The organism is Gemella bergeri ATCC 700627 (genome assembly GCF_000469465.1).
GTDB classification, from domain to species: Bacteria; Bacillota; Bacilli; order Staphylococcales; family Gemellaceae; genus Gemella; species Gemella bergeri.
This window is the reverse complement of the sequence record NZ_KI271855.1, coordinates 1-13,352: the sequence shown is the minus strand read 5'-3', so window position 1 is coordinate 13,352 and position 13,352 is coordinate 1. Positions and strand designations below refer to the sequence as shown.

At 28.8% G+C, this 13,352-nt stretch carries 9 protein-coding genes; 4 read left to right on the top strand and 5 right to left on the bottom strand.

Annotation, left to right across the window (positions count from 1 at the left end; all coding sequences use genetic code 11):
- Positions 1 to 15 precede the first annotated feature (15 nt).
- A complete protein-coding gene (gene glgB, locus HMPREF1983_RS05275) occupies positions 16 to 1,869 on the bottom strand; it encodes a 1,4-alpha-glucan branching protein GlgB (RefSeq protein ID WP_021753256.1) in 1,854 nt (617 codons plus the stop codon).
- Positions 1,870 to 2,185: 316 nt separating this feature from the next.
- On the opposite strand from glgB, the gene HMPREF1983_RS05270 reads away from it, so the two are divergent.
- Positions 2,186 to 4,036, top strand: coding sequence for a glycoside hydrolase family 13 protein (locus HMPREF1983_RS05270; RefSeq protein WP_021753255.1), 1,851 nt, complete (start codon positions 2,186 to 2,188; stop codon positions 4,034 to 4,036).
- A 442-nt stretch (positions 4,037 to 4,478) separates the two neighbouring features.
- Here the strand turns inward: HMPREF1983_RS05270 and HMPREF1983_RS05265 are convergent, their stop codons facing one another.
- Complete coding sequence (locus HMPREF1983_RS05265) at positions 4,479 to 4,844, bottom strand: hypothetical protein (protein ID WP_040461100.1); 366 nt, start codon at positions 4,842 to 4,844, stop codon at positions 4,479 to 4,481.
- Positions 4,845 to 5,040: 196 nt separating this feature from the next.
- Between HMPREF1983_RS05265 and uvrB the strand changes: the two genes are divergently transcribed.
- The 3 genes from uvrB (at position 5,041) to HMPREF1983_RS05250 (ending at position 9,607) form a co-directional block, all read left to right on the top strand.
- Positions 5,041 to 7,038: an excinuclease ABC subunit UvrB gene (gene uvrB, locus HMPREF1983_RS05260; protein ID WP_021753253.1), complete on the top strand. Its 1,998-nt coding sequence runs from the start codon at positions 5,041 to 5,043 to the stop codon at positions 7,036 to 7,038.
- A gap of 126 nt (positions 7,039 to 7,164) precedes the next feature.
- Entirely contained in the window at positions 7,165 to 8,232 is a 1,068-nt protein-coding gene (locus HMPREF1983_RS05255) for a D-alanine--D-alanine ligase (RefSeq protein WP_021753252.1), read from the top strand.
- A 13-nt stretch (positions 8,233 to 8,245) separates the two neighbouring features.
- Positions 8,246 to 9,607 (top strand): UDP-N-acetylmuramoyl-tripeptide--D-alanyl-D-alanine ligase, encoded by a 1,362-nt coding sequence (locus HMPREF1983_RS05250; protein WP_021753251.1) that lies wholly within the window; start codon positions 8,246 to 8,248, stop codon positions 9,605 to 9,607.
- A gap of 41 nt (positions 9,608 to 9,648) precedes the next feature.
- Here HMPREF1983_RS05250 and HMPREF1983_RS05245 read toward each other — a convergent pair whose 3' ends face one another.
- From HMPREF1983_RS05245 to HMPREF1983_RS05235, 3 genes are read right to left on the bottom strand one after another with little or no spacing between them, the layout of a single operon-like run.
- The gene (locus HMPREF1983_RS05245; protein WP_021753250.1) at positions 9,649 to 11,034 is read right to left on the bottom strand and encodes an ABC transporter permease; all 1,386 of its coding nucleotides are present in this window, start codon (positions 11,032 to 11,034) and stop codon (positions 9,649 to 9,651) included.
- 43 nt (positions 11,035 to 11,077) lie between these two features.
- Complete coding sequence (locus tag HMPREF1983_RS05240) at positions 11,078 to 11,716, bottom strand: ABC transporter ATP-binding protein (RefSeq protein ID WP_021753249.1); 639 nt, start codon at positions 11,714 to 11,716, stop codon at positions 11,078 to 11,080.
- A 13-nt stretch (positions 11,717 to 11,729) separates the two neighbouring features.
- Positions 11,730 to 13,022, bottom strand: coding sequence for an ABC transporter permease (locus HMPREF1983_RS05235; RefSeq protein ID WP_021753248.1), 1,293 nt, complete (start codon positions 13,020 to 13,022; stop codon positions 11,730 to 11,732).
- Positions 13,023 to 13,352 lie beyond the last annotated feature (330 nt).

Here is a 13,352-nt window from a genome sequence, read left to right as displayed (position 1 = left end):
TCCCATCTATAAAGTTTAGTATTTTTTTTCTATATATAATGTTGCATAAGGTGGAATATTTATACTTAGAGTATATTTAAAATTATTTTTTTCTTTTTTAATTGTTTTCAAATTTCTGTTTTGTAATCCGCTTCCGTCATATTTTTTTGCATCTGAATTGAGTACTACTTTATAACTTCCCCAAGCATCTACACCAACTTCATAGCCTTTTAAAATTTGTCCTGAAAAGTTGGATACTACCAACACTTCTTTACCATTATTATCTTTACGTGAAAAAACAAAAACTTCGTTTTGTTTATCATCAACAATATGCCACTTAAAACCGCTCCAATCACCATCATTTTGCCAAAAAGCTGGCGTTTGTCTATAATATTTATTTAACTCTTTTACGTAGCGATGTGTGGTTACGTGTTTTGGATATAACATAAGCAACCAATCAAGTTCTCTCACCTCATCCCATTCAATAAATTGAGCAATATCTATTCCCATAAATGTCAATTTTTTACCGGGATGAGCAAACATATAACCTAAAAACGCTCTAAAATTGTTAAATTTATCATCATAAGCTACAGGGCTTTTATCTAATAAGGACTTTTTGCCATGCACTACCTCATCGTGCGAGAGTGGTAGTATAAAATTCTCTGAAAAAGCATAGTACATTGAAAATGTAAATTTATCATGAGAACCGTTTCTAAAAAAAGGATCAATCTCGAGATAATTAAGGCTATCATTCATCCAACCCATATTCCATTTAAAATTAAAACCAAGTCCACCGTGTTCTACCGGTACTGTAATTTTTGGATAACTCGTTGATTCTTCGGCAATCATCATAACGCTTGGATAATATTCTCTTACATAATTATTCAAAGTCTTTAAAAAATCTATAGCTTCTAAATTTTCAAAACCTCCATAAATATTTCGAGCAGACTCATCATCATCACGACAGTAATTTAAAAAAATCATCGAACTAACCGCATCTACCCTAAGCCCATCTACATGAAAATTATCCAACCAGTAAACAGCACTTGATATTAAAAAAGATCTAACTTCATTTTTACCGTAATCAAAAACCCTTGTACCCCAACCATCGTGTTCCATTTTTCTAACATCTGAATATTCATAGCATTGTGTACCGTCAAATTCGTATAACCCATGTTCATCTTTTGTAAAATGTCCGGGAACCCAATCCAAAATAACACCTATATTATTTTGGTGGCACTTATCAACAAAATACATAAAATCTTCCGGTATTCCGTATCTTGACGTAGGAGCAAAATATCCTGTTACCTGATACCCCCAAGATTTATCATAAGGATATTCGGTTATTGGCATTAATTCTATATGGGTATAATTCATTTCTTTTACGTAGGAAACTAATTCTTCTGCTAAAACTTGATAACTTAATTCATTTCCAATTTCGTCGTGTTTCCATGAACCAAGGTGAACTTCATATATATTCATCGGTTCCGTATAAGGTATCGTTCTTTTTTTCATCCATTTTTCATCATGCCATTCATAAGAAAAATCTTTATAAACCTTTGATGCGGTTTCGGGTCTTGTTTCTGAGTGTCTTGCATAAGGATCCGCTTTCCATAACTCTTTTCCACTTGAGGTTACTATAAAATATTTATAACTATCATATTGCTTTATATTCTGTAATTTAATTTCATAAATGCCTTTACTACTAATTCGTTTCATCTCATGAATTTTCGGTTTCCAATCGCAAAACTCTCCCGTAACATAAACCTTTTTAGCGTTTGGCGCCCATACTCTAAATGTGCAACCATCTTCACTCAGAAAGGAACCTAAAAAATCGTGTGAATGATAATTTGTTCCCTCATGAAATAAATATTCCGCCACATTATCCACTATATTACCTCCACTTCCTAATTATAATATTTTCAGGAAACGTTTTCTTAATTTGCTAAAAAAATATAAAACCTATATTTCAAGAATAAATATTATTTTTTAGCATTAATTATAAAAAAATTTCACTTTTACTTTTACATTTTCATTATAGCATAAATCTTATTTTTATCAAAAGAATTTAGTAATTTTTTTTATTTTTTATATTTTATTAATTTCAAATATAAAAAATTTTTTAGTAGTTTTTCTTTATTTACTTTACTTGTTTTTTGTAATACAATAGATATGATTTTAATACATTTATAAATGGAGAATAAAAATGATTATTTACAATCCTATTCAAAATAAACTTCCTAAGGGAGCCGTTACTAATGATGAAAATATTAAATTTGAAGTTTTAATAAAAGATAATTTTTTCTTTCATGATTTGAAAATTATCATAAAAAATGATTTTACAGGACAGATTATTTCTAAAAGTTTAACATTCAGCAACAATGAAGAAAATAATTATAACAAATATTCAGTAGAATTTGAAAAATTGGAAACTGGGTTGTATTTTTATCACTTTGAATTTCAATTTGATAATATTGTCGCCTATTTAAAAAATAATCTATTAAATGCCGAATTAGTACATGATGAACATTCATATACTGATTGGCAATTAACAGTTTATGATAAAAACTATAAAACTCCAAATTGGTATAAAGGATCGATTATGTATCAAATTTTTCCAGATAGATTTAAAAAAAGCGATAATTACGAAGCAACAATAGCAAAAAATGAAGATGACAGAATAAGACATATTGATTGGAATACTGTGCCTCATTCCAGTATTACTCACAATAATTATAGTGCAACAGATTTCTTAATGGGCAATCTGTTAGGTATTGAAGAGGAAAAAAATTATTTTAAACAGCTAAATATAGAAAGCATTTATCTAAATCCTATTATGGAAAGTTCCGAAAATCATCGTTATTCAACGGCAGACTATTTTAAAATTGATCCGTATTTCGGTACTAATGAACAGTTCAAATTATTTTGTACTAATTTTAAAGATGATAATATCCGCATTATCTTAGATGGTGTTTTTAGTCATACCGGTTCAGATAGTATTTACTTCAATCGCTACAATCATTATGACAGTATTGGAGCATTTAATTCACAAAACTCTCCTTACTACGATTGGTTTTCTTTTTCAAATTTTCCTTATGAGTATAATTCTTGGTGGGGTTTTGATAATTTACCAACAGTAATAAAAGAAAATAAAAATTATAGTAATTTCATTAATAATAAAGATACCGGTGTTCTTAACTTTTGGCAAAATTTAGGAATTTCCGGGTGGCGTCTTGATGTTGCGGACGAATTTCCAGATGAATTTTTAGATAGAATAAGAGAAACAACTAAATATTACGATGAAGATTCTCTTATTATTGGTGAAGTTTGGGAAGATGCTACAAATAAATTCTCATATAATATACGTCGTCGTTATTTTTTAGGTAAACAGTTGGACAGTGCGATGAACTATCCATGGAGAAATGCGATTATTGATTTTGTAAAAAATGGTAATTCAGAAAAATTTGCTTATGAAATATCTTTATTGGTAGAAAATTACCCAAAACCTGCTCTTGATTCCTTAATGAATTTACTATCAAGTCATGATACTGAACGTGTTTTAACTGTTTTAGCTTTTGATGAACCTGAAGATATTCCCGTTAACGAACGACCTACTTATAAATTAAATTTTGAACAATATAATAAGGGAAAAGAACTATTAAAATTTGCCAGTTTCATTCAGTTTACTCTCCCCGGTGTTCCTTGTATTTATTATGGAGATGAAATAGGTATGTATGGTTTTAGAGATCCTTATAACCGTTTGGGTTTTGCCCATGACAATAAAGATGAAGACTTGTTATCTCATTATAAAAAATTATCTAACTTTAGATATAACAATAAAGAAAAATTTAAATCTAATTTTGAATTGGTTTATACTAAAAATAATTGTATCGCTTATTTAAGAAATAACATACTATGCGTAATAAATTTAGACTATGATGCTCATTTTATAAAAAAATTTAGCGGAGAAATTCTTTTTGAAAACAACAAATCATACTCCACTCCATTTGGAATAGTAATCGCACCAAGAAGTTTTACCGCTATTGAAATAGTATAAATGTGATTACCTAAAATATTATATATTACTTTACAAATATTTCAGCAATGGTTAGTAGTGGTATGGATACCTACAACTAGCTTAGGTTAATTCTAGAATTTTTAATCTATAATGCGTAAAAATTCGTAGAAGTAGGGTATGTAAGGCTACTCTAATCTTTACGAACAAAGCGAGTAAAAGATTAGCAAGTAGCTACTGCCACGGGTCAGCAGTCGACACTAACGTATCATCTGCAACCTATGGTTTTGATGATACGAGTGTCTTTGCATACGTCACTTCTAAGATTTATGATGTGCTAATGCACTCATAAACCTAAGAATTAAAGAGAGTTCTTAAGGTTGCCTCACCACTATAAAATAAGCAACAAAAAATATTTTGCACACAAATATATACTTTTTATAACAAATAGGTAGTTCATTGATTTGAAAATACACTTTTCACATTAATTTTTATATAATTTATATTTTTTATATGCTCCAATTAGACAAGATATAAACAATATAATAAAAATTAGCAATGAAACAAGAACAGACACTATTGAAAAATTCAAATAAAACAAACTACTTCCGGGTGCATCAGTAGTAAAAATACTCATATAAAATCCAAATATTGCCCATGGAAATATTAAAAGAAATTCAATTATCAATAAAATAACGATAAATCTTTTCCATGGCATTGTTAATATAACATCTAAATTATTATTTTTTCTACTAAGTATCATACCGATAAATACTATCAATAGTATTATTGACAGTATAATATGTCCATTTAATAAAAATAAAGCTAAAATCTTCTCTGATAATTCCATACTATCCCCCAAATTCTTCATAATTATAATTAAACTTCTTTCACTTATTTTAATTATATATTATAATTGTATAAAAAACTATATTTTTAATATAATTATAAGGAAATTTTATATAAATAATATTTCTAATAATATTTTATAAAAAACTAGTTTATCATTCTATTAAAAATAAATTAATAATAAAGGATTGAGTAATTTGGAAATAAAAAGACAACATATTAATTTTGACCTTCAGAGTAAATATGAACCTAAAGGCGATCAGGTCAATGCAATTGCTGAATTAACAGCCGGTATTAAAAATAATGAAAAATATCAAACTTTATTAGGTGCTACCGGTACCGGAAAAACTTTTACCATTGCAAATATTATTAAAAATATCGGTAAACCTACACTAGTCCTTGCACATAATAAAACTCTTGCAGGACAATTATATAATGAATTAAAAGAATTTTTTCCCAACAATCGCGTTGAATATTTTGTTTCATACTACGATTACTTTCAACCGGAAGCCTATGTACCTTCTACCGATACCTATATAGAAAAAGATTCTTCTGTTAATGATGAAATTGATATGCTACGTCATGGTGCTACATCATCACTTTTAGAACGAGATGACGTTATTATAGTTTCAAGTGTTAGCTGTATTTATGGTTTAGGCTCTCCCGATGAATATGCATCTCTTGTTTTAACACTCCGTGTCGGTATGGAGATAAGTCGTAATAAGATTCTTGAAAAACTTATTAACATTCAATATATGCGTAATGATGTTGAATTCAGCCGTGGAACATTTCGTGTTCGTGGTGATGTTATCGAAATCTTTCCGGCATCACATAGCGAACATTCTATTTGTATTGAAATGTTTGGAGATGAAATTGATAGAATTCGTGAAATTAATTCATTAACAGGAGAAGTTCTTTATGAGTTAGAACACATTTCTATCTATCCTGCCAGTCACTTTGTAGCCGGTGAAGTAAAAACTAAAGAGGCAATTAAACGTATTCGTAAAGAATTAGAAGAACGATTGAAAGTTCTAAATATGGAAAATAAATTACTTGAAGTTCAACGATTAGAACAGAGAACCAACTATGACTTAGAAATGATGGAAGAAATGGGATTTTGCTCCGGTATTGAAAACTACTCATTACATTTAACTTTACGTGAACCCGGATCTACACCCTATACTCTATTGGATTATTTCCCTAAAGATTGGCTACTTGTAGTTGATGAATCACATGTAACCCTTCCTCAAGTTCGTGGAATGTTTAATGGAGATAGAGCAAGAAAACAGGTTTTGGTTGATTATGGATTTAGACTTCCTACTGCATTGGACAACAGACCTCTTAATTATAATGAATTTGAAAGTAAATTAAATCAAGCCATTTTTGTTTCAGCAACACCTGGAGATTATGAATTAGAACACAGCAATAAAATTGTAGAACAAATTATTAGACCTACAGGATTATTAGACCCTATTATTGAAGTTCGTCCCGTTAGTGACCAAGTATTTAATTTAACAAAAGAAGCACAAAAAATTATAGAAAAAGGTGAGAGAATTCTCGTAACTACCCTTACTAAAAAAATGGCAGAAGCACTTACCGATTATCTTAAAGAAAATGGTCTTAAAGTAAAATATCTTCACTCAGATATAAAAACTCTAGAAAGAACAGAAATTATACGTGATCTTCGTCTTGGAAAATTTGATATTCTTGTCGGTATAAACTTGCTTCGCGAAGGTTTAGACATTCCTGAAGTTTCGTTAGTTGCCATACTTGATGCTGACAAAGAAGGATTTTTGCGTGGTGATAAAGCACTTCTTCAAACAATCGGGCGTGCTGCACGTAATTCTAACGGTCGTGTAATTATGTATGCTGATAATGTTACCCGTAGCATGAAAAAAGCTATTGAAGAAACAAATCGCCGACGTGAAATCCAAACCGCTTATAATGAACAACATGGCATAATCCCACAAACAATTATTAAAGATATAAGGGATGCAATTAGTGCTAAGAAAGAATATATTGATGAAGAAATTAAAGAACTTGAAAATAAAACTAATATTAACGACAATAATATCGAAGAACATCTTACTGAACTGGAACAAGAAATGTTCGCTGCGGCTGAAAAATTTGACTTTGAACGTGCAGCTAAACTTAGAGATACTATCTTTGAACTAAAAGAAAAATACAAACTTTAACATGAGTAAAATGTTTTCATATAACTACTATACTCTATTAATTTATGATATAATAAAAGGAAAGTTTAAATATCCCTTTTTATTTAGACTATAAATATTGTATAAAATAATGTTAGGAGATTAATCATGAAAAAAGAAAATATCGGAATTATTTATGGCGGCAAAAGTGCTGAACACTCTGTATCACTACTAACAGCAAAATCGATTATCAATGCAATTGATAAAGAAAAATACAACATCTTTCCTATTTTTATATCACTGGACGGTGCTTGGGCTAAGGGTAAAAAAATAACAAAGCAAATTGAAAATCAAAAGGAATTAATATTTTCGAATTTTGATAATGACATTAGCGGATTACTGTTCGAAAATGGGCATAAGTTTGATTTAGTTTTCCCTGTTCTTCATGGACCTAATGGAGAAGACGGTACTATTCAAGGCCTTCTTGAAATTATGGATATTGCCTACGTTGGTAACAATGTTCTTTCGTCAGCAACCGGAATGGATAAAGTTATTATGAAACAATTATTTGAAGCATATAACTTACAACAACTACCATATGTTCACTTTATCGAATATACATGGAAAAATGATAAAGAGCAAATCGTGAAAAATATTAATTCTAACCTAAAATATCCTGTATTCGTAAAACCTGCCAACCTTGGTTCATCTGTCGGAATTAGTCGTTGTAGTAATGAACAACAATTAATAGCAGGAATTGAAGAAGCCTTAAAATTTGATAAAAAAATTGTTGTTGAACAAGGTGCTGTTGATGCCAAGGAAATTGAAGTTGCAGTTATGGGATACAATGAAATCAAAACAACAGATCCCGGAGAAATAGTCAATATCTCTACAACTGAATTCTATGATTATGAAACTAAATATACTGACGGTCAATCAAGAATGGACATCCCTGCTCCAATCAATACAGCTCTTTATCCTAAATTTAGAGAAATGGCAGCCACAGCATTTCGTGCTATTAGCGGTTCCGGTTTAGTTCGTGCCGATTTCTTCTTAACAAAAGATAATGAAATATTTATAAACGAAGTAAATACAATGCCGGGCTTCACTCCATTTTCTATGTTTCCATCGCTTTGGGCAAATATGGGAGTAAGTTATCCTGAAATAATTGAAGAATTGTTTACTTTAGCAAAAGAACGTTATAGTGATCGTCAAAATTTATTAACTGAAGAATAAGGATATACCACTTATGAAATATAATATTACTGAACTGGTAAAAATACTAAATGCTAAAAAAGTAAACTTAATAAATGATGAATATATTACCGGTATAGCTATTGATAGTAGAAAAGTTCAACCCGGAGATTTATTTATTCCTTTTTTAGGAGAAAATGTTGACGGTCATAATTATATTGAAACTGCCTTTAAAAAGGGAGCTGTTGCTTCCCTTTCTTTAAAGGATAATTTCGAGTTAGATCAAAACATAATCTATGTTGAAAACAGTGAAAAAGCACTACAAACATTGGCACAACATTATTTAAAATCTTTAAATGTTAAAATCGTTGCTATTACCGGAAGTAACGGAAAAACTACAACAAAAGATATCATTAGCTTTATATTATCTACTAAATATAAAGTTCACAAAACGGCTGGGAATTTTAATAATGAACTTGGAGTTCCATTAACTATTCTCTCTGCTCCGGAAGATAGTGAAATACTTGTTCTTGAAATGGGGGCTGACAATTTTGGACAACTGGATTATCTTTCAAAATTGGTTGAACCGGATTTTACCGTTATTACCAATATAGGAGAAAGTCATATTGAATTTTTCAAAAACCGTGAAGGGATCGCCAAAGCAAAATTTGAAATTACTAATGGTATGAAAAAAAATGGGATATTTATCTATAATGGTGATGAAATACTTATTAAAAACTTAATAAGTCAAAGCAATATAACATCTATCTCATGTGGTGAGTTACAATCTAATGATATAATTTTAGAAAACTATAACATTACACGTAAATCTATTAATTTTAAACTAAATATTTCAGATACACCATTTAGTACATCATTAAAAGGTAAACATAATCTCTATAATATTATGTTTGCAATAGCAATTTCCCACAAATTAGGACTTAGTTACAACGAAATAAAAAATGCTATAAGCAATATTAAAGAGATTACTAAAATGCGACTTGAAAGCATACCTTACAAAAAAAATTCACTAATAATTAACGATGCCTATAATGCAAGTCCGACATCAATGAAGGCAAGTATTGATGTTTTAAACGAATTAACAGATTTCAGTTATAAAACGTTGGTTTTAGGAGATATGTTTGAGCTTGGCGGTAACGAAATATCATATCATAGTGCAGTTGGAGAACATATTACTAACAATACAAAAAATGTAAATCTTGTAATTAGTGTTGGAGTTTTATCAAAAAATATTACTGACAATATTAAAAATAATATTTCCACACTTCACTTTAATACAACAGAAGAAGTGACAAATTACTTAAAACAAAATACTCACCCTAACGAAGTAATACTTTTTAAAGCAAGTCGTTCAATGAAACTTGAGAAAATTATTGAAGAATTAATAAAACACTAACGTTTTTTCGCTAGTGTTTTATTTTAATTATATATTGAAAACTATTTATCACCCATTAATAAATCTTTCGGACGTTTTCTAAGCAATGTTATAGAAGCAATTAACACTGAAACTATGATAATTATCAATCCGAAACCTACAACTTTAGTCATATCCTCAGGACTAACATGAACAGATAGATTTGTTAATGTTTTATTAAAACCATCTACTTCTGCACCTCCACCTATATTTGCTCCTTTTCCTTCAAGTGATAGTTTTTTAGTAATATTTTTAGTTACTTGTGAAAGTATGCTATCCCCTACCATTTTACTAACATAATTTCCGGTAAAATATGCTGCGATAAAACTGAATACACTTATTATTATAACTTCTGTTATAAATTGTAAAAGTATTTTAGTCTTACTAATACCTAATGCCAACATAATTCCCATCTCTTTTCTTCTACCGTTGATCCATAAGAATAGAACCAAGGTAAGAACCAATGCTCCGAATATAAGTGCTCCAACTAATAGATTGTTTGTTGCACCATAAATAGCATTAATTGATGATTGAAGTGCAGGGAAGTTATTACTACTTTTTATAAGGGTATATGATTGCCAATCAATATCAGATATTCCTCTTACTCTGTTCATTACTTTGTTTATGTTTTGCCCACCGTTAACAAAGAAAGTGGCATCTTGATAAATTGCAGTATCATCTGTAAAATTATATAATTTTTTGGTAGTTTCTGTATCTGTCACAAAAATGTTTTCATATAATTCTTGTGAATAAGTTACTGATGTTTTATTTTTACCATCAAAAATTCCTACAACTTTTACCTTAGTTGTTTCATTTGCTTTATTAACGTTATCAGCATCATGAACATTTGATTTTAATGTTATAGTATCGCCGACTTTAATATTATTTTTTTGTGCAAAATCTTTATGAACTAAAGTAACATTTTTATCAGATTCATTAATATGGCGACCTTCAACTAATTTTAATGTTTCGGCAACAAATTTATCATCTTTAGATGAATCGTTTATTCCCGTTACCATAACCGCACTACCGAAATTTTTCTTTCGTTCTTCACTTTGATTGTTAGAACCGCCGGGCACTTCTATAATTTTATGATCTACCAGATCTGCTACTATATTCGTTCTTTTTACATAACCTGTAATTCCTTCAGTTCCTTTTATTTTCTCTATATCTTTTCCTTTAAGATTACCGGCACCTCTTGGTGTCCCTTGATTAACTCTACGGTTGATTTGCATAGAAAAACTGCTTGTTATATTTTTTAAAGTTTCCTTTGAAGCCGTATCTGTTGCATTCTTTACAGAAACACTACTCAATATTAGAGTTGACATACATAAAAGAATACAGAAAATAATAAGTGTTTTTATTTTTTTACGCCATACATATGCAATGGCATTTTTTATAATTGACATATTTTTACTCCTTACGCTTAATAAATATATAAAATTAAAATTTTTATTTATTAATTTCTACTAATTTTTGTTTTTTTAACTCTAAAACAATATCTGCTTTACTTGCTAGTTGATTACTATGAGTTACTACTATAACACATTTGTTTCTCTCTTTTGCTGATCTGATTAAAATTTCAATAATATCCATAGCCGTATTTTCATCCAAGTTTCCTGTAGGTTCGTCGGCTAAGATAATAGGTGCTTCTGACACTAACGCTCTTGCTATTGCTACACGTTGCTGTTGTCCACCTGATAATTTTAAAACATTACGATTAATTTCTTTTTCTTCAAGTCCTAATTGTAATAATATATCTTTACCGGCTTCTTTATTAACTAATTTAATATTTTCAAGTGGTGTTAAATAATCAATTAAATTATAATTTTGAAAAACTAATGAAATTTGTTTGCTTCTATGATGATTATACCCACTTTCGGCAATATCCTTATCGTTGAATAATATTTCTCCTTTTGTAGGAGTATCTAACCCGGCTAAAAGTGATAATAATGTTGATTTTCCTGCACCGGATTTCCCGATAATTGCATAAAATTTCCCACTTTCAAATTCATAATTAATACGATTTAATACACTTTCTCTGGAATTATTATAGTTATAACTCACATTATTAATTTTTAATATTGTCATGTCTAATATCTCCTTAACTCATATTTGATAAAATATCTTTTGGTTTTTTATGTAAAATAATATACGAAGTACCTATTACTGATAGTAGTATAATAAGAATCAGTATCCCATACGTTGAGATAACAGTTGTAAAATCTAATTTCGGTATAACACTTTCAAATATGGATGTAGATCCATCTTCAAGTTGTCCGTTGTTAATAAATTCTTTAAACACATATTTTGCGACAATATCACCGCCGGCAAAGGATAAAATTATACTAAATATTGAAATTATTATTAACTCTATAATAAACTGAGCAATAATTTTAATTTTTGAAATACCCAACGATAATAAAATTCCGATTTCATAAATTCGTTCTCTCAGCCAAAACATTAATATAAGTGATAAAACAACAACACTTCCTATTATAATACCCAATGTTAATACGTCTATAATATTTTTAAAATTTGTAATGGATGAAGAAACTGCTTCAAAATCTTTATTATTTTTCACAATATCAATACCATTCCAATCTATTGGTGTTTTTTTAGCGATATCTATTGCACTATCAATTTCATTAGGATTAGATAAAAAATATACTGCCGTTGTTACCTTGTAGTCATTGGTTTTATAACCCCATAATTTTTGACTGGAATTATAATCTGTAAAAATAGTATTTTCCGTAGCATCTGAACTTAAACCAGTATTTTTTTCATTTTTTTGCCCTGAAAAAATTCCCGATACTTCAAGTTCAACTTCACTACTCTCCTGTGTATTTTTTTCCTTTAAAGCAACTCCACGTAGTTTTATTTTATCTCCTACTTTTAAATTATTTTTTTGTGCTAATTTCTCATGTATAAGAACCTTTGAATTGTCTTTTTCGGTAATAGGATTACCTTTTTCTAATTTAAAAACTCCACTTGTAAATTCTTTTTCTAATCTTGTATCTGTTGAACCAAATATAGATACTAAATTGCTTAGTTTAGAATTTGATTCATCTATTGTTACATTTTGTTTAACATCAACAACTTTTTTATCTGTTAGCTTTGCCAAAGTATCATATTTAAAATTGTATTTAGAAATTTTTTTATTTTCTAAAAATTTTTTAGCTACATCTAATGTTATAGGTTGTTCAACATTTTTGCTAACTACAGTAAATCCTGTATTAGATATTTCATATATTTTTTTTTCAATTTTATTAGTAGCAAACATAATAGAAAAACTACTTAATAATGCAGTGGAAATTAATGTTAATATCAGAAATATAAGTACAGTTTTTACTTTTTTTCTACTGATATAATTCCATGCGCGTTTTGTAATTGACATATATATGTTCCTTTCTTAATAATTTTTATTTATGAAATTTTTATTTGATTATAATTAATCACAAATTATATACCATGACTTCAATAAATTAAGACTTAGTAAATTTAACTATCCTCCTTAAACTAGATTTAAAAACATAGAATTATATAACTACGTTTCCGGTGAATCGATCCTGTTTTCTATTCTAATAAAAATAACTTAATTTTACTTTAATATTTTACTTTAATTTTTCAATATAGATATTCATAAATTTTTTAATCTAAATCTAATGGATAAAATTATATATTTAATGTAATAAAAGCGTAAAAAAGCAGTATTTTATAAACTATT

What these genes read in the sequence shown, in the direction of transcription:
- HMPREF1983_RS05270 (WP_021753255.1), top strand. Translation starts at nt 2,186, where the DNA reads ATGATTATTTACAATCCTATTCAAAATAAACTTCCTAAGGGAGCCGTT.
- HMPREF1983_RS05265 (WP_040461100.1), bottom strand. Translation starts at nt 4,844, where the DNA reads ATGGAATTATCAGAGAAGATTTTAGCTTTATTTTTATTAAATGGACAT.
- HMPREF1983_RS05255 (WP_021753252.1), top strand. Translation starts at nt 7,165, where the DNA reads ATGAAAAAAGAAAATATCGGAATTATTTATGGCGGCAAAAGTGCTGAA.
- HMPREF1983_RS05250 (WP_021753251.1), top strand. Translation starts at nt 8,246, where the DNA reads ATGAAATATAATATTACTGAACTGGTAAAAATACTAAATGCTAAAAAA.
- HMPREF1983_RS05245 (WP_021753250.1), bottom strand. Translation starts at nt 11,034, where the DNA reads ATGTCAATTATAAAAAATGCCATTGCATATGTATGGCGTAAAAAAATA.
- HMPREF1983_RS05240 (WP_021753249.1), bottom strand. Translation starts at nt 11,716, where the DNA reads ATGACAATATTAAAAATTAATAATGTGAGTTATAACTATAATAATTCC.
- HMPREF1983_RS05235 (WP_021753248.1), bottom strand. Translation starts at nt 13,022, where the DNA reads ATGTCAATTACAAAACGCGCATGGAATTATATCAGTAGAAAAAAAGTA.